Source organism: Acinetobacter sp. 8I-beige (genome assembly GCF_902505955.1).
In the GTDB taxonomy this organism is placed as follows: domain Bacteria; phylum Pseudomonadota; class Gammaproteobacteria; order Pseudomonadales; family Moraxellaceae; genus Acinetobacter; species Acinetobacter johnsonii.
Window position 1 is genome coordinate 952,573 of the sequence record NZ_LR732790.1, and the last position, 17,546, is coordinate 970,118.

General features: G+C 42.2%; 17 protein-coding genes. 10 read left to right on the forward strand and 7 right to left on the reverse strand.

What is annotated here, in order from left to right; genetic code table 11:
- Positions 1-133 precede the first annotated feature (133 nt).
- The gene (locus GVX98_RS04510) at positions 134-934 is read right to left on the reverse strand and encodes a DUF2071 domain-containing protein (protein WP_159127367.1); all 801 of its coding nucleotides are present in this window, start codon (positions 932-934) and stop codon (positions 134-136) included.
- A gap of 109 nt (positions 935-1,043) precedes the next feature.
- Entirely contained in the window at positions 1,044-1,823 is a 780-nt protein-coding gene (locus GVX98_RS04515; protein ID WP_004982408.1) for a ferredoxin--NADP reductase, read from the reverse strand.
- 102 nt (positions 1,824-1,925) lie between these two features.
- On the opposite strand from GVX98_RS04515, the gene tsaA reads away from it, so the two are divergent.
- Positions 1,926-2,645 carry a tRNA (N6-threonylcarbamoyladenosine(37)-N6)-methyltransferase TrmO gene (gene tsaA, locus GVX98_RS04520; protein ID WP_159127368.1) on the forward strand — a complete coding sequence of 240 codons (720 nt, stop codon included), beginning with the start codon at positions 1,926-1,928 and terminating at the stop codon, positions 2,643-2,645.
- On the opposite strand, the gene GVX98_RS04525 is transcribed toward tsaA, so the two are convergent.
- Positions 2,642-3,901 carry a DUF4010 domain-containing protein gene (locus GVX98_RS04525; protein WP_159127369.1) on the reverse strand — a complete coding sequence of 420 codons (1,260 nt, stop codon included), beginning with the start codon at positions 3,899-3,901 and terminating at the stop codon, positions 2,642-2,644. The two genes, tsaA and GVX98_RS04525, sit on opposite strands and share 4 nt — an antisense overlap.
- A gap of 208 nt (positions 3,902-4,109) precedes the next feature.
- Here GVX98_RS04525 and GVX98_RS04530 point away from each other — a divergent pair, with 208 nt between their 5' ends.
- The 4 genes from GVX98_RS04530 to GVX98_RS04545 all read left to right on the forward strand — a co-directional run bounded on the left by GVX98_RS04530 (position 4,110) and on the right by GVX98_RS04545 (position 8,478).
- Positions 4,110-5,867, forward strand: a complete 1,758-nt coding sequence (locus GVX98_RS04530) for a GspE/PulE family protein (RefSeq protein WP_159127370.1) — start codon at positions 4,110-4,112, stop codon at positions 5,865-5,867.
- Between the two features lie 104 nt (positions 5,868-5,971).
- Positions 5,972-6,334, forward strand: coding sequence for a NirD/YgiW/YdeI family stress tolerance protein (locus GVX98_RS04535; RefSeq protein WP_004696098.1), 363 nt, complete (start codon positions 5,972-5,974; stop codon positions 6,332-6,334).
- A gap of 144 nt (positions 6,335-6,478) precedes the next feature.
- Entirely contained in the window at positions 6,479-7,141 is a 663-nt protein-coding gene (locus GVX98_RS04540) for a response regulator transcription factor (protein WP_004982398.1), read from the forward strand.
- Positions 7,141-8,478, forward strand: coding sequence for a HAMP domain-containing sensor histidine kinase (locus tag GVX98_RS04545; protein ID WP_004982395.1), 1,338 nt, complete (start codon positions 7,141-7,143; stop codon positions 8,476-8,478). The genes GVX98_RS04540 and GVX98_RS04545 overlap by 1 nt, the downstream gene beginning before the upstream one ends.
- 122 nt (positions 8,479-8,600) lie before the next feature.
- On the opposite strand, the gene hemP is transcribed toward GVX98_RS04545, so the two are convergent.
- Entirely contained in the window at positions 8,601-8,768 is a 168-nt protein-coding gene (gene hemP, locus GVX98_RS04550) for a hemin uptake protein HemP (protein ID WP_004982394.1), read from the reverse strand.
- Between the two features lie 150 nt (positions 8,769-8,918).
- On the opposite strand from hemP, the gene GVX98_RS04555 reads away from it, so the two are divergent.
- Positions 8,919-9,818 (forward strand): NUDIX domain-containing protein, encoded by a 900-nt coding sequence (locus tag GVX98_RS04555; RefSeq protein ID WP_159127371.1) that lies wholly within the window; start codon positions 8,919-8,921, stop codon positions 9,816-9,818.
- A 12-nt stretch (positions 9,819-9,830) separates the two neighbouring features.
- Here GVX98_RS04555 and GVX98_RS04560 read toward each other — a convergent pair whose 3' ends face one another.
- Together GVX98_RS04560 and mrcB are read right to left on the reverse strand one after the other, a co-directional pair.
- Entirely contained in the window at positions 9,831-10,379 is a 549-nt protein-coding gene (locus GVX98_RS04560) for a tetratricopeptide repeat protein (protein WP_159127956.1), read from the reverse strand.
- A gap of 21 nt (positions 10,380-10,400) precedes the next feature.
- Positions 10,401-12,797: a penicillin-binding protein 1B gene (gene mrcB / locus GVX98_RS04565; RefSeq protein ID WP_159127372.1), complete on the reverse strand. Its 2,397-nt coding sequence runs from the start codon at positions 12,795-12,797 to the stop codon at positions 10,401-10,403.
- Between the two features lie 153 nt (positions 12,798-12,950).
- Here mrcB and GVX98_RS04570 point away from each other — a divergent pair, with 153 nt between their 5' ends.
- The 3 genes from GVX98_RS04570 (at position 12,951) to GVX98_RS04580 (ending at position 14,695) form a co-directional block, all read left to right on the forward strand.
- Complete coding sequence (locus GVX98_RS04570; RefSeq protein WP_004696112.1) at positions 12,951-13,889, forward strand: NAD(+) kinase; 939 nt, start codon at positions 12,951-12,953, stop codon at positions 13,887-13,889.
- A 3-nt stretch (positions 13,890-13,892) separates the two neighbouring features.
- Complete coding sequence (locus tag GVX98_RS04575) at positions 13,893-14,159, forward strand: YeaC family protein (protein WP_058869973.1); 267 nt, start codon at positions 13,893-13,895, stop codon at positions 14,157-14,159.
- A gap of 95 nt (positions 14,160-14,254) precedes the next feature.
- Complete coding sequence (locus GVX98_RS04580) at positions 14,255-14,695, forward strand: hypothetical protein (protein ID WP_159127957.1); 441 nt, start codon at positions 14,255-14,257, stop codon at positions 14,693-14,695.
- A 28-nt stretch (positions 14,696-14,723) separates the two neighbouring features.
- Here the strand turns inward: GVX98_RS04580 and GVX98_RS04585 are convergent, their stop codons facing one another.
- Positions 14,724-15,719 carry a glycosyl transferase family protein gene (locus tag GVX98_RS04585; RefSeq protein WP_159127373.1) on the reverse strand — a complete coding sequence of 332 codons (996 nt, stop codon included), beginning with the start codon at positions 15,717-15,719 and terminating at the stop codon, positions 14,724-14,726.
- A 410-nt stretch (positions 15,720-16,129) separates the two neighbouring features.
- On the opposite strand from GVX98_RS04585, the gene GVX98_RS04590 reads away from it, so the two are divergent.
- Complete coding sequence (locus tag GVX98_RS04590; protein ID WP_004696118.1) at positions 16,130-17,473, forward strand: dicarboxylate/amino acid:cation symporter; 1,344 nt, start codon at positions 16,130-16,132, stop codon at positions 17,471-17,473.
- Positions 17,474-17,546 lie beyond the last annotated feature (73 nt).

A 17,546-nucleotide genomic window follows, 5' to 3' on the forward strand; every position in this document is an offset into this window, starting at 1 on the left:
ACAGACTTGTCTGTTTTGTTGAATTATAGAGACTTTGTGGAGAAAAACAACCAGTCTGTCTTTATTTTGGCTGAAATTTATTCATTATGCTTAATATTCATTAAAAGATGTAGGCCATTCGTTATTTGTTGCATTATTTACCCACATGGTTTAAACAGCTTGGGGGTAAATAAATGGTAAATTCATTGATTGGTTCAATCAGGACATTATAAGGTTTGAGCTGATCTTCGTAGCATACAAGATTGAGCCTTGCTAAAATTTCAAAGCGGGCAGAGTGCAGTGTTGCAGGTTTCGGATTTAAGCGGCTATGCCAGACGCGATAGTTGCCGAGTTTTCCATCGCGGCGATGGTAAAATCCTGCTAAAGGGTGGGTCAGGAAGACCTGATAACTTTCTAAATTGGGAAAGCCTTCAAAATGCCATTGGTCATGTTCGGACTGAGACAAATGCAGATCTGAGGTGGCCCATGCCGATTGGGTACGCATTTTATATTGTGTATATCGATCTTCTGTATCTTGCTGACAATCAAACTCAATTTGCGCAGGATGCCACGGTAGTTGCCAAATATAACGAGGAACAATCAGTGTCCAAGAGTCTAAAGTTGTTCCTAAAAACCAAACACAACGCTCTTGTGTCTCTTGATCAATCACGTAGGCCCGATAGTCGGTTTGCCTCATAGTGAATTTTGGAAAAGGATAAACCGCGGAGCTGAAATCGACACCGATGAAGGGCACTACCGACAACAGTGCATGTTGTTTGCCTTGGTACTGTACAGTATCTAACTTAAACCGTGCTGGAATGATCCCTTTAAAACGAAGTGGGTCGATGGCATAAGTAATTAAGGCAAAATGTTGGAGTTTGCACTGTATATCGAGGCCGCTGGGCTTGGGTTTTGGATGCAAATAGTCTTTAAATTTGAGTTCTGCAAAGGTCATTTGTTTAAATTCTAGATTTGTTATTTTTTTTAATATTAGATAAAACTATGCACAGAGTAAATAAAAAACCGAAGCCTAAGCTTCGGTTTTTTAATATCTTTATACGATCTTATTTTTCAACGAATGCACGTTCAATCACGTAGTCACCAAGTACACCCATACGTGGCGACTCTTTTAAACCATGTTGGTCTAGAAGTGCAGCAACGTCATCAAGGAATGCAGGGCTACCGCAAAGCATTGCACGATCCGTTTCTGGGTTGAAACGTGGTAAACCGATCTTCTCAAAAATCTCGCCAGTTTCAATTACTGTTGTGACACGACCTTGGTTTGGATAGTCTTCACGAGTAACCGTTGGGTAGTAAACCAATTTGTCTTTAATACCTAACTCTTCAAAGAACTCATTGTTCGGAAGTTCGTCTAAAATAAGGTCTTGGTAAGCCAGCTCAGAAATGAAACGTGTACCATGCACCACAATCACTTTCTCAAAACGTTCGTACGTTTCAGGATCACGAATGGTTGCTAAAAACGGAGCAAGACCTGTACCAGAAGAAAGTAGGTAAAGGTTTTTACCTGGGTTTAAGTCATCAAGCACTAAAGTTCCAGTTGGTTTTTTAGATACAAGAATTTCATCACCCACTTTAACTTTTTGTAAAATAGAGGTTAACGGGCCATCAGGAACTTTAATTGAGAAAAACTCAAGTTCTTCTTCATAGTTTGCGCTAGCAATAGAATAAGCACGCATTAACGGTTTGCCATTTACTTCAAGGCCGATCATCACAAATTGACCGTTTTTAAAACGTAGAGCAGTGTCGCGCGTCGTTTTAAAAGAGAATAAAGTATCATTCCAATGGTGGACGTGAGTAATCTTTTCGACGTTGAAAGCAGCCATTAAAGGTCTCAATAAATTATCAAATTAGAACAGGTTGCTATTCTAATCTAAAATCATTCTCGATAAACTGAATATATTTAATTGAGCTTATTAGAAAAAGTGATGATGACTGAGTTAACCTTGCCGATTATTGGCTATATGCACTCTTCTTATAAGGAAAAGTTTGGTATTCCTCGTCAGCCTAATTTGGTTCAGGTGGAATCGTATATTGAAATGTCAGCACCCTATAATGATGTTCTAGCCTTTGAAGGAATTGAGGCATTTAGTCATTTATGGTTGTTGTGGCAGTTTCATGACAATAAAAATCCAGAAAAAACCCAGTTTTGTCCACAAGTTCGTCCGCCACGCTTAGGGGGCAATAAAAAAATAGGGGTGTTTGCTACGCGTAGTATGTATCGTCCTTCACCGATTGGTCTATCGGTGGTAAAGCTCAAGTACGTTAAAAAAGAAGGGAAATCGGTTCGAGTGTATGTCACAGGAAGTGATTTGCTAGATGGTACCCCGATTGTCGATATTAAACCCTATATTCACTACTCAGATGCCGTTATAGAAGCGGAAAGTGGCTATGCGCAAGATGAACCTAAACGTAAATCGGTGATATGGTTGGATCGGGCAATCGAACAGAAGCAGCAGCTTTTGACGAGTGGGAAATTGTCTGTACAGACCGTACAGGAGCTTGAAGCCGTTTTATCTTTAGATCCCAGACCGGCGTATCAAGATGATGAAGCACGGGTATATAAAATGAAATTTGCTGCTGTTGATATCGCTTTTACAGTGGGTGAAACTACAGTGAATATCACGGCCGTAGAATTAGAGACTTAAAGAGAGAAGCTCCAATACAATAGCCCAATCAATACCACCATATGCAAAATCTGAATCGGGGCAAAAGCAATAAAGTATTGCTTACCACCTGTTAAGGCGGCATTAACGGATTTGGCAACAGCATGGGCAGCCAAACCTAAGATAAATGCAGACATTGCTGCCGTGTCTGTCGGTGCCCCTTGCATGACCACTGTTGCCATCGCTGCATGAATTTCAAATAAAGATGCCAGCAAAGTCCCAGCGATTAAACCTGCATCTCCCAGCCAAAGGTTAAGTCCATACACACCCGCTTGGATGAGCGTTAAAGTCAGGGCAATAATAGCAGCCTCTTTTAAACTAAACATGCGTGAATCAGTGGGTTGGTGTTGTTCTTGCGCAGGCGGCGCAGATCGCACCAACACATAGGCACAGATCCCTAAAAGGAAACTTGCCACAAGGGTCGGAAGCAGTATGGTTTTGAGCCAAAGTATACTCACACCTGCGACGATAATCAGCAGTTGCAACAAAGTGGCAATACAGGACATGAGTGCTGCACCTGCATTGGGTTTGGCGAGTGATCGACCTGCACGTACTTCCATGCCTAAGCTAGCAACAGTCGCTGTACTGGATACAAATCCTGAAGCGATTGCCGATAAAATCATGGCATTTTTACTGCTCAGTAGTCGTTTGGCGATATGTGCAAGCGCTTGAACGGCAAGGATGAGCGTGACTAATTTTAAAATAATATAGGGATTCAGCACAGCACCCCATAAAGGCGTATTCGGCGTTAAGGGCAAGGCAACTAGAATCAGTGCTAGAAGAAAGATACCGTCTTTAAACTCAGCCTCAGTAATCCATTTCCCCGCAATGCTGTGCATAGGATGTTTGGTCATTAAAATAATGGTCAGGAGCACGGCTAAACCTGCAGCAAGTGATGTATTCCATAAGCACATGGCACCAATAAAATAAGTCATGACAAAGGCAAGTTCAGTGGTTGAACCCAAATCTTCTGTTTGGTTTTTCATTGAGAATATAACGATGCCGCCGATGATCAGCGCACCGACAATGCCAATACTGACACCAAATAAAAAACAAATAGCACCGAGGAGTGCACAAATTGCAAAGGAGCGTAGTCCTGCAAAGCTCTGTTGGTTTTCACGTTGTTTACTTCGTTCACGTTCTAAACCAATCAATAGGCCACAGCCTAATGCTGAAGCCAAGGTGATGAGGACCTCAGATAAAGCTAAGCTGTTGATGGAAATTGCGCTGAAGTCCAAGCCTATCTCACAAAATCTAATGACCTGTCTAAAATATAGGCGAATACTGAAGGTGGATTCAAGTTAAAAGAGCAAGATTTGTGAGTAAATTCGTGATTATATTTATGAGCTTGGCTACTCCTCGATATTTGTAGGATTTGCTTATGCTTTGTGCGAATGAATACAGAAAATCTTGCTATAGTGGGGTTATGTTTGGGGACGTATAACAATGAATTTTAATTTTGAAATTGATACCACTTGGTGCTTAGATCAACTGTTTAAAGATGGGCGAATTACTGAAAAAGAAAAAAATCTAGTACAAACCTCGCACCGTCAACGCGATCAATTGAAGTGGCATCCATTACAGTGGATTGCTAATTTTAATCTGGTGGATCAGTCGCATCCACAGTCGAGACTGACATTAAATCGGCTGTGTCAGTGGTTAGCCGAAAAGACCCAATTACCGTTTTATGTGATTGATCCACTCAAAGCCGATGTGCAAGCTTTGACTTCGGTGATGTCTCAAGAATTCGCCTTCCGCAATAAAATCTTGGCTGTTGAAGTTCAGGCCAATCAAGTGTTGATTGCAACAGATCAGCCATATATGAAAGATTGGATCGCAAATTTGGAGCACAATGTTGCACCAAAAAAAATCCAGCGTGTATTACTCAGCCCTGAACAATTACAGCGTTATATGGTCGAGTATTATCAGGTGAGTCGCGCCGTCAGTAATTCACAGAAGTCTGGGAGTTACGAGCGTGATAATAAAGGCGTTGAAGCACTTTTACAGTTGGGTGATAGTCAAAATCCAGATGCCAATGATCAACACATTGTTAAATTAGTCGACTGGGTTTTACAGTTTGCTTTTGAGCAAGGTGCCAGTGATATTCACTTAGAACCACGTAAAGACAATGGCAAAGTTCGTTTCCGTATTGATGGGGTATTGCATACGATTTATAACATGCCAGCCAATACTTTAACCGCGGTGATTTCGCGGATTAAAATTTTAGGTCGAATGAACGTGGCAGAGAAACGTAAACCACAAGATGGACGTTTAAAAACACGGACACCGAAAGGGCAAGAAACAGAACTGCGTCTTTCGACTTTACCGACTGCTTTTGGTGAAAAGTTGGTGATGCGTATTTTTGACCCTGAAGTTTTAGTGCGCAGTTTTCAGCAGTTGGGTTTTGAAGGGCATTTGCTCAGTGATTGGCAAGCACTGACCTCGCATAGTCACGGCATTATTTTGGTGACAGGGCCAACAGGTTCAGGTAAAACCACTACGCTTTATTCGTCCTTAAAACAATTAGCTACCGAACAGGTGAACGTCTGTACCATTGAAGACCCGATTGAAATGTTAGAGCCGAGTTTTAACCAAATGCAGGTGAATACAGGCATTGATCTTGGTTTTGCTGATGGTGTTCGTGCACTGATGCGTCAAGACCCTGACATTATTATGGTCGGTGAAATTCGTGACCATGATACGGCCAATATGGCGATTCAAGCAGCACTTACAGGGCATTTAGTGCTGTCAACTCTGCACACCAATGATGCACCTTCCAGTCTAACGCGTTTGCATGATTTAGGCGTACAACCGTTCTTAACTGCGGCAACCATTTTAGGGGTATTGGCACAGCGTCTCGTGCGTCGTTTATGTCCACATTGTAAAGTTGAAAAGCAAATCAACAGCCAAGAATGGGAGCATCTGACTTTTGATTACATCATGGAAATGCCTGAAAAAGTCTTTACCGCAGTAGGATGTGAAGAGTGTCGGCAAACGGGTTATAAAGGACGAGTCGGTATTTATGAATTTATGCCTGTGAGTTTAGAGGCCAAGCAACTGATTGGTGCCAATGGTGACTTGACTGCACTGCGTCAACAAGCCAAAAAAGAAGGCATTGAGCCTTTAAGAATTGCGGGGGCACGTAAAGTTTTAGAAGGCGTCACCACGCTAGAAGAAGTGTTACGTGTCGTCCCACTCAACTAATAAGCGTTTAATGCGTTACTTGAAGCTTTCTTAAGATTCAGCTCATCTAGTTTTGGTTTAATCACTTCATCGAATAGGTGAACAATTAAATAGAGGTAGTAGATATGAATATGATGATGAAAGCGTTATTGGTTGCTGGTGTTATTGGTTCAACGACTGTCGCTGTAGCAAACACCGCAGTGAACCAAGCGGCAGTTGCTGCTTCAACACCAACTACGGTTAAGCATGCGTTAACATTAAAAGATGACAGTCACGTCCAGTTAAAAGGTTATGTGGTCAAAGCCATTGGGGATGAGAAGTATGAATTCCGTGACCAAACAGGTTCAATCACTGTCGACATTGATGATGAACTATGGGGTGGCAAAGCGATTTCAGCTAAAACACCTGTAACCATTATCGGTGAAGTGGATATTGACTACAAACCAGCAAAACGCGTTGAAATTGATGTAGATCAGGTGAAATTCTAAATACGCTAGTTCAAGCTCAATTCAATTTTGATTGGACTTTCTTAAAAAACCACAGGGCTTCGATTGGATCTTAGCCCTGTGGTTTTTGTATTTTGAGCCATTTCACGGCATGATCTAAACAATCGTAATAAGGCAGGTTAAGCAGTGCGGATATTATTGGCAGAAGATGATGCCTCTCAAGCTGAGAGTATTAAAACTTGGCTTGAAATGGATGGCTACAGTGTCGATTGGGTGGAACGGGGTGACCATGCCATTTTAGCCATTGAACAGCATCACTATGACTGTGTGCTTTTAGATCGTGGTTTGCCGCATGCCACAGGCGATGACATTTTGCTGAAAGTCCGTGGCAAGAACCTCTCGACGCCTGTGATTTTTTTAACAGCGCGTGACAGTATTCGAGATCGAGTCGAAGGTCTAGACTTGGGCGCCAATGATTATTTGGTCAAACCTTTTAGTCTAGAGGAATTATCTGCTCGAATTCGCTTACAACTTCGACAGCAACAGCATAGCAGCTCGCAGGTATTGAGTTATGCCAATATCCAACTCGACCCACAAGCCAAAAGTGTGACTCAAAATGGTCAAGCTGTTAATTTAACTGCCAAAGAGTTTCAAATTTTGCATAAATTGATGCTCAAGCCCGAATATGTTGTTACGCGGGAACAACTTGAGGAAAGTCTTTATGCATGGGGCGATGAAATCGAAAGTAATGCGATTGAGGTCTTTATTTATCAATTACGAAAAAAACTCGGTAGTCAGTGTATTAAAACCATACGTGGTTTGGGCTACAGAATGAATCAGGACACATAATGGCTCAGCCAATTTCACTGCAGCGTCAGCTTGTTAAAAGTTCGCTCCTCAGTTCGATACTGGCGGGGCTTTTGGCATTGCTGATGTTTATTGGGGTGTCGGTTTATCAGACCATGACTATGCAAGATGAAATCATGGATGAAATGGCCGATATGTTGCTGGCAGATGATTTAACGGTCAGCAATGGTCAAGCCTTGGCAGAGCTTAGTGATGAATTCGAAATTCGCTATCGACTCGATAATGCACAGCAACTTTTGACTGCATCCGAAGATGTACCTGAAAAAATTACCGTTGATCATTTGAGTTTGGTTTCAGATGCACCTTATGGTTTTTATTGGTCAGAGCATAAACTGTGGCGTATTTATACTGCGCAGGATAATCACGGTTTACAGGTTCAAGTGACCCAGTCGATGTCCGAACGTTTCCATGCCTTTTGGCAAAGCATCCTAGTTTTCAGCGGTGTGTTGTTTTTAGTGTGGTGTGTACAGTGGTTGTTGATGCATTTTGCCATTCGACGTAAATTTCGGGTGATACATCAAGTTTCAGAGCAAATTTCAAATAAATCGGTCAATGATTTAGCACCTATTTCTATGCCAGAACCTGAGCTGATTGAGTTGCAACCGATGCTGTCTCAACTGAATGCCTTATTGGCGCGTTTAGACCAAGCTTTAGTGGCAGAGCAGCGCTTTACCGCGGATGCTTCACATGAGCTACGTTCTCCACTTTCTGCGATACAAATGCGACTTCAGGTGCTCAAGCGCAAGTTTCCTGAACTTGAAAGTGAGTTCAAACCGATCCAACAAGATGTCAGTCGTGGAGTACAGGTGTTGGATAATTTGTTGTTGCTGGCGCGTCTAGACCCTGAGCAAAAGGAAAGCTTGGCGAAGACTAAGTTTGACTTCAGTCTGCTAATGCTGGACGTGATGAAAGCTTTACAGCCTTTTGCGGACTCAAAACAGATTAAAATTAGCGCGGTGCTTGCAGAGCAGGTTTATGTATTGGCCAATGAGCAGCTCTTATTTAGCGCACTTCGCAATTTGCTTGACAATGCCATTCGCTATAGCCCCGAGCAGGCACAAATTTTTATCAATCTCACGATCGAAAAACAGCATCTCAGACTGAGGATTGAAAATAGTGGACACGGTGTCGACGCTGCGGTTATCCAGCGTTTAGGTGAACGCTTCTATCGGGCTTTAGGTACAAAAACACAAGGTTCAGGCTTGGGCTTATCGATTTGTCAGAAAATTGTCGATTTACACGCAGGGCAGTTGTTATTTAGTCCATCCGACTTAGGCGGTTTAAAAGTGGAACTGCTGTTAAATACGCTTGAGACTTAGATATGCAGATTGTGATCTGTGATAAAAACAGCATAAATGATCAAACTTAAAGACATTAAAAAGCAGTACGCGCTGACATACTGCTTGTTTCCACGATTATTGTTATTGGGTTTTTATAGTTCTTATTTGGTAAGAATGAGTCGATTATTGCGAGTGAGTCGTAGACGATACTCTTCTCCAGCATGCATAATGCGAATTTCACGGCCTAGGGCAAATAAGTTGTTTGAGTGTAGCATTGGTAGTGAATGGGTTGTTTCGTTACGAGTAAATAAGCTAAATGGTGCGTTCATTCTGGCGACTCCGTGGTATATGTTGAACGATTTAAATGATAATCATTATCGAATGAGGCTGTCAACATTTTCTCGCTGAAAATATAAAAAACTTCAATATCGTTACATGCAATCACTCAATACACTACACATCTGAAATGGAATCTGATTATGTCAAAACCTTTGGTTCAAGTTGCTATAGCCATCCTTTTACATCAAGGCAAAGTGTTGGTGGGCTGGCGCCAGGCGGAACAGCATCAGGGCAATAAGCACGAATTTCCTGGAGGGAAGGTGGAAGCAGGTGAAACGCCTGAGCAAGCTTGTCGCCGTGAAGTGTTAGAAGAGGTCGGAATTGATATACAAGATTGGCATGCTTTTGACTGTATTCAGTTTGAATATGACGATGTGATTGTCAATTTGCATTTATTTCATGCCGTAGTATCAAATCATCTATTGGCAGACATTCACTCACCATGGGCGTGGTTCAAGCGTGCCGAATTACAAGATCTTAACTTTCCAAAAGCCAATCAGGCCATTTTGAAGCGACTTTATGCTGCACCCGTGATTAAAATTTCAGATCAAATCGATGTGTTGAAGGATTTGCCTGAACAACAAGTGCTGTATTGGCGAGTGCCTGCCAGTCCTGAACATATTTTAAAAATTGCAGAACTGAGTGTAGAACAATTGGCACGGCTGATTGTCAATATAGAACTATGGAAAGGTTTAAATCCACTACAACAGCAGGCAGTTGCGGCCATACACCTGAAACAATCTCAATTGATGCAACTGAGTAAAGGGGAGTTGAACGTTGGGCAGCGTTATATAGCGGCCTGTCATGACCGTAGCAGTGCTGAACATGCACAAGAAATTGGCTGTGATGCTCTTTTACTCAGTCCCGTACTTGATACACTCAGCCACCCAAATAGTGAAACTTTGGGTTGGCAACAGTTCAGTTTGATTGCAGAAGAGATTCATATCCCGATTTTTGCTCTCGGCGGCTTACAGTTAGCCGATTTAGCCAAGGCACAAAGTTATGGTGCTTATGGTATAGCAGGGCAGCGCTCCATTTAACGGAGCACGCTTTTAAGACAGACTTTTGATTGCTGTTTGGGCTTGTTGAATGGTTTTCTGATTCTTCTGCATTTGACCCGCTTTTAAGATAATGCTCCAAAGCTGCTTTTTCATGGCATTGCTTTGGGCATAACTCAAGCCGCGACGTGCAAGCGATTCCGCATTTGCAGGTTGTTTTTGTTGATTAGCAATTAAAGCCAAATACAAAAAGGTCTCACTCGACTGTGGTGCTAAACGCTGTGCTTGCATGGCGTAGCTTTGTGCTTGACTCCACTGGCCTTGGCGATAGGCCGTTTGTGTTTTTTGCATCAGATTTTTAAAAGCAGGAAGCTGTCGCCCATCATTAAACTGTTGTTTGCTTTTCTGTTCAGGAATCACAATCTTCTGACGTTGAATCTCTTCGCGGTCATAAGGGTGAATTGTGACCCCTGAGGGTGTTTTCTGCTCTTTATCCGCCTGTGTCGGCTTTTCAGGTATCTTTTTTTTAGCTGGCTGTGGGAGGCTTTGACAGCCTGCCACAGTCACGATAGTTGCTAAGATACTTAAACGTTTAAACCACATCAAAATTTAAATCCGTCCTATTTATTCAGGTTGGTAGCTACCACTCGAAATGACTTGCGTCTCATCTTCTAAGTTGCGCTGCATGTTTGATTCACTTTCACGAATATAGTTGTCTATGCTGTCGCCTTGTTCAGGTGTAGCTTGGTAACCATCTGTTTCAGGATTGTAAGTGGGTTCAACTTGATAATGCGGTAAGCCACATGCGGTTGCTTTGCGTGGTACTGTGTTTCGCAAGAGGGGAATATACATTGCGCCTTCACAACCTTGAGCGGCAAGATAACCCGTGCCACGATCAATCCAATGCCATTGCACATCATCCGGTTGGCGTAAGTTGACTGGTTTTTGACGCAACTGGCTCATTACATTGGTCCACACTGGCAACGCGCCTGAAGAACCTGTTAAGCCAGTTTGTTTGTTGTCATCTAAACCTAGCCAAACCACAGAAACATAATTGCCCGAGTAACCTGCAAACCATGAGTCACGGGTGTCATTGGTGGTTCCAGATTTGCCTGCAAGCTGAAGCGAGTTCGGTAGAGTGTTATAAGCTGAACGACCTGTACCTGAGGTCATCACTTGTTGTAGACCATAGTTCAGGACATAGGCAGAAGCAGGGTCAATGGTTTGTTGGACATTTAAACCATAACGGGTCAGCAAGCGACCGTTTTGATCGACAACAGTACGAATGGATTTAGTCGGATACTTAAAACCGCCTGTGGCAAAGTTGCCATAAATGCTGAGCATTTCCATCGGAGACATGTCTACCGCACCCAAGAAAATGGATGGATAGGTTGGAATATTACTGGTCACACCAAAACGTTTTAGGTGGTTACTAAACGTCGATAAACCAAACTCTTGACCAAGGCGAACTGCTGACAAGTTATATGAATTAGACAGTGCCTGTACCATTGGTACAACGCCGTGTTCGCCACCGCTATAGTTCTTAGGTGTCCATGCTTTACCATTGCCTTGAATACTAATGCTGCTATCTTCAATTGGGCTGGCCCAGTTGTAACGTCCCGACTGAATTGCACTGAGGTAAATCACAGGTTTAAGCAGTGAGCCGACTTGACGCTTGGCATCGAGTGCACGGTTAAAACCAGTAAAGTCTTGGGTTGAACCAACAGCTGCGACCAATTCACCATTTTCAGGATGTGCAACCAATACTGCACCTTGCAGCTCTTTTAGACGGCTTGAGCCACGGCTTAAGCGACCAACAGTCGATTTAAACGCGTCTTGAATTTTGGTTTGGGCAATCGGATCGAGCGTTGTAAAGATGCGTAGACCTTGGTTGGTCAAATCACCTTCTTGGTATTCAGTACGTAACTGACGACGCACAATGTCTAAGAAATCTGGGAAACGTGAAGGGCCGAGAGTCGGTTTGGCAATCACATTTAAAGGGCGAGCTGTTTCAGTTTCATATTGTTCTTGGGTCAGATAGCCCATGACCAACATGTTGTTTAAAACAATATTACGGCGCTTTTTCGCAGCTTCTGGGTTACGCCAAGGGTTATATAAGGTTGGACCTTGTACCAAACCCACCAAATAAGCTTGTTGTGCAATATTTAGCTCACGTAAAGGCATCCCGAAGTAGAACTGCGAAGCCAAGCCATAGCCATTAATAGAATAGTTGCCATTTTGCCCGAGGTTCACTTCATTGAGATAGGCTTCTAAAATTTCATCTTTGTCATAGTGAAACTCGACCAATAAAGCCATAAATGCTTCATTGACTTTACGCTTAATGGTTTTTTCAGGGGTGAGGTAGAAGTTTTTCACCAACTGTTGGGTCAGTGTTGAACCACCTTGACGTTTTCCACCCGTGACATTACTCACAATCGCACGTGCCGTACCACGAATCGAAACGCCGTGGTGACTATAGAAATTACGATCTTCTGTTGCAATTAAAGCCTCAATTAAAGGCTTAGGGACTTTGTCGAGTTTAATCAGGACACGGTCTTCATTATGCTGCGGATAAATCCCGCCAATCAGCATCGGCTCTAAACGTGCAATCCCTGTAGAAGAGGGTTTAGTTGCACTGACTTCAGCCACTTGCTCATCGGCAAAGGTGACTTTAAGCACTTGTTCAGGCTCGACACTATCACCGAAGTCAAAGCCACGGGTATGTACATATAGCTCATTGCCAGAACTGACAAAGTTCCCTGATTTGGTATAGTTTTCCGAGGACTTATAGCCCAAAAGTTTTAACTCTTGAGTGAAGTCAGCCTGACTGACAGGGGCATTGGTATACACTTCGAGTGGGCGTGCGAATACCTTCGCAGGAATGTCCCAGCGCTTGCCTTCAAACTTGTCACGTACAACGGAGTCGAGTCTTATTAAATAAATACTAAACACCAAGAATGCTGCAATGACTAAGATGCAGAAGATCAGTGCAATTAAACCTATGCCACGTTCTGACTTCATAAATACGAATAAGATCCTGAGAAATTGTGCTAATCATGCGAAGCTTTTCGCTAATTTGCAATAATTAAACTGTGAACGAACTGAAATATAGAGACAATTCCGTGTGTAGCAGCAGTCACTTTAGTTTTTGAATCAATTTAAATAAATAATGTTATGATAGGCGGGAATCGTAGCGGAGCGATGTTGCAGGTGCAAATTTCACATAAAACATTTCGAAACATAGGCTTAATTGGACGTCCAGATAAGTCTTCAGTTGTCGAAACCTTATGTCTTATTCATGATCATCTACTCAGCTTAGGGTTACATCCCGTTTTTGATGCGCAAACCGCTGAACTGGTTCCTTATAAAAACACGCAAACGGTGAGTCGTGCGCTTCTGGGTGAAGTGGTCGATTTGGTGATTGTGGTAGGTGGAGATGGCTCACTTCTGCATGCTGCACGTGCCTTGGTTAAATTTAATACCCCTGTAATGGGTGTAAACCGAGGGCGTTTGGGTTTTTTAACCGACATCAAGCCGACTGAAGTGATTTTTAAGCTCGATCAAGTTTTAAAAGGTGAGTTTCAGTTAGATCGTCGTTTCTTATTGGAAATGGAAATTCGCTCAAAGGGCGAGACGATTTATGATGCGATTGCGCTAAACGATGTGGTATTACACTCGGGTAAGTCGGTGCATATGATTGACTTCGAACTGAATATCGATGGTCAATATGTCTACCGTCAACACAGTGATGGTTTGATTGTATCGACGCCTACGGGTTCAACAGCCTATTCGTTGTCAGGTGGTGGTCCAATCGTGCATCCGGGGATGGATGCGATTGCTTTGGTACCGATGCATCCGCATACCTTGTCTTCACGCCCAATTGTGGTGGGTGGACACAGTGAAATAAAGCTTCTGATTCGTGAAAACCGTGTTTTGCCGATGGTCAGTGCCGATGGTCAACACAGTGTTTCGCTCAATGTGGGTGACAGCTTACATATTCGTAAGCACCCCTTTAAACTGAATTTATTACATCCACCGGGTTATGATTTTTATATGTCATGCCGAACTAAACTCGGTTGGAACCAAGATTTTGACTCTTTTCAACAGGATTAAATCATGAATATTGAACAGATGCTTTCTATTTTAGATGCCGATATTGTTGAGCGTTTAAAAACAGCTGTAGAAATTGGTAAATGGCCGAATGGCGTTGCGTTGACTGCTGAACAACGCCAAACTTGTATGCAAGCCGTTATTGCTTGGGAGCATCAGAATACTCCTGAAAAAGAACGTACTGGCTATATCGATAAAGGGCATAAAGAAGAAGGTGAGGAGTGTGATTCTCATGTGCCTGAACCAGAATTTAAACCTATTCGCTTTATTTAATTGATTAAAAATACGTTGAATCGCTCAGCAGCAGATGCTTGGTGATTCAACAACTGAATCTAAAAAGAATAACCTGCAAAACTGTTTCAATCATTATGCTTATAAAAATAATAAAGCTCACTCGACTCAGTTTGTTCTTCATTACTGCAATTTCGACCAATGTATTTGCAGAGCCAACAAGTGATGCAAGAAAAATTGAATGTTTATTAGATGTTTCTGTGTTACCGAGTCAAAATTTTCAAAATCCAGTCACAGAATACACATCAATGAAAAATGATGGTTATCCGATGTTGTTGATTGGAATAAAGATCCATAACGCCCATGCAGGCGATGTCTCGAAAAAGATAAAAAGCCATCAGCTCTATTGTTCAAACCTCATTGGACAACAAAAAGATGTTTATTTATCTGGCCCTTATGAATCTCGAAAAATCGATATCCATATTGGTGATCAGTTGAATCTCAGAAATATTCATTCTTCGGGAAAGCGTTATCCTTACTGGGCTGACTTTTACTGGATCGAAAAGCGTGACGAATAACGTTCACGCTTTTGTTTGTCTACTCAGCTCAGAAACGAGTACGCCAAAGCTGCTTGGCTTGTTGCATGGCATCGCTATAAGTATCGCATACGTCCATGGTATATAGTGCAATCCCAATGGTTTCAGTCACTGCCATTTCACCATATTCATGCTGCTTTTCACCCAGCCAAACTGCTTTAAACTCAGCCAAATCTAACTCTTCTTCAATTGGGCTTCGATTGTCGGTAAGTTTGGGTAGCTCATGTTCGTAGAGTTCTCCATTTTTAATGCCGCAGATCAGTGTTTTGGCATCTGGGTTACGTTCAAATTCACCGCCTTCACCTTTAATGACCGCACTATTTTGATAACCTAATTTAAATGCTGCTTGCTGATGCGAACCACGATAGGCAGGGTGGAAAATAGCTTGCAGGGTTGCTTTGGCATTAAAAGGATTGATCAGGCGCGCAAGGGTATGAATGGGTGAGCGAAGGCCCATAACATTTCGTAGGGAAATTAAGTCACTTAAAATCGGGGAGATGGCGTGCAGCGGTAAATATGCAAAATTACGCGACGCTAATTCCTGTTCCACATCTGCTTGAGTTTGGCAAATATTAAAATCGAGATACTCTAATACCTGTTCAGTATAAATACGGTTAATGGTATGACCTGATGCACCGTGCATCACGACCTTATAACCTGCTTTGGCTAAAGTCAGCGCCGCTAAAAGAAACCATGGATAGTGTTTACGTTTGCCTGCATAAGACGACCAGTCTAAATCGACCTCTAAAGGCGTGAACGGCAGTTGATCTCGTGTGGCTTGAACAAAGCCTGCCAGTTCATCTACAGACTCTTCCTTAACCCGAAGTAGCATCAGAAATGCACCGAGTTGTACATCCAACACTTGATTTTTCAGGATCATATCAAAGGCTTGGTAAGCTTCTTCATAACTGAGTGAGCGTGCACCATTTTTTCCTTTGCCAATAATGCGAACAAACTGAGCAAAAGGGTGCTCAGCATCTTTATAAATATTTCTTTTGTTGTTCATGAAAAAACCAAAGTAAGTGAAGGCTGTGTTGTGTTATTTTAGTGGAACAATCAAAAAAAACAGCACTTTTAATTTTAAATAAATTTTCCACCATTAGACTAAAGTATGAGTCATATTGTTTAGATTTTATACATTATGATTAAAATCAGTTTACTTTGATTAAAGAATGTTAGGTAAAATTTACCCAATAATTGTGACTCGCTAGTTTTTAGTCTCTCCCATTGCAGTAAATGTGAATGAACTGTGATTTTTGTCACAGTGCTGTTGTTTGTACACCATGATTTTTTTACCCGGTGTTTGGATGCGGTCCAAACTGTGGGCTTTTTTGTGTTTATCAGAAAGCCAACTACCTATGAGGAAGTATAGGTATACCGATTTTTTCAGTCTTTTGATTTACAGAAGTATTCGTTATGACTAAGAAACCAATCTATAAGTCACTATATTTTCAAGTTATTGTCGCGATTATTGCGGGTATCTTAGTAGGACATTTTTTCCCTAGTGGTACGCAAGTTATCAATGGCGTTGAAAAATATGTACCCGGCTGGGGCGAGCTTTTTTATCCTCTAGGTCAAGGCTTTATTAAGCTGATCAAGATGATTATTGCGCCAGTAATTTTCTGTACTGTCGTGAGTGGTATCGCGGGTATGGAAAGTATGAAGTCTGTGGGTAAAACAGGCGGTGTTGCGCTACTTTACTTTGAAATTGTATCGACTATTGCACTATTGATCGGTTTACTGGTCATTAACATCTGGAAGCCAGGTGTGGGCATGAACGTTGACCCTTCAACATTAGATACTTCTGGTATCTCAAAGTTTGTTGAATCTGGTCAGCAGCAATCGACTGTCGACTTCTTTATGCATATTATTCCAAACACTGTGGTTGGTGCATTTGCTGAAGGTGAAATCCTGCAAGTGCTGCTCTTTGCCTTGATGTTTGGTTTTGCATTACACAAGTTGGGTGATGCAGGTAAACCTGTACTGAAGTTCATCGATCAAATTTCGCATGTGTTCTTTAACATTGTAAACATGATCATGAAACTTGCTCCAATTGGTGCTTTTGGTGCAATGGCATATACCATCGGTAAATATGGTATCGGTAGCTTGGCGCAACTTGCTCAGTTGATCATCTGCTTCTACATTACCTGTCTGCTTTTCATTTTCTTGGTTCTCGGCACAATTTCACGTCTTTGTGGCTTCAGCATTTTGAAAATGATTCGTATGATTCGCGAAGAGCTGTTGATCGTACTGGGTACGTCATCTTCAGAATCGGTTTTACCGCGTATGCTGAAAAAGCTTGAAATTGCGGGATGTGAAAAGTCAGTGGTTGGTTTGGTTATTCCAACAGGTTATTCATTTAACTTAGATGGTACCTCAATCTACTTAACGATGGCTGCGATCTTCATTGCACAAGCGACCAATACTCAGCTTGATCTTATGCACCAAGTGACTTTATTGGGTGTGTTATTGATTTCATCGAAAGGTGCTGCGGGTGTAACAGGCTCGGGCTTTATTGTGATGGCAGCGACTTTGTCAGCCGTTGGTCATATTCCAGTGGCGGGTCTTGCGCTTATCTTAGGTATTGACCGTTTTATGTCTGAAGCACGTGCCTTAACCAACTTGGTGGGTAACTCATTGGCAACGATTGTTGTTGCGAAATGGGTGGGTCAGTTAGACCAAGAAAAATTAAACTTCGCACTTGCAAATCCAGAAGAAGTAGATCGCTTGATGGCTGTTGAAGAAAATGCTCACGCATAATTTCAGTTCATCTTAAAAAGGAAGCCCAAAGGCTTCCTTTTTTATTGGAATATAAAATGGCCTGATGCGTTCA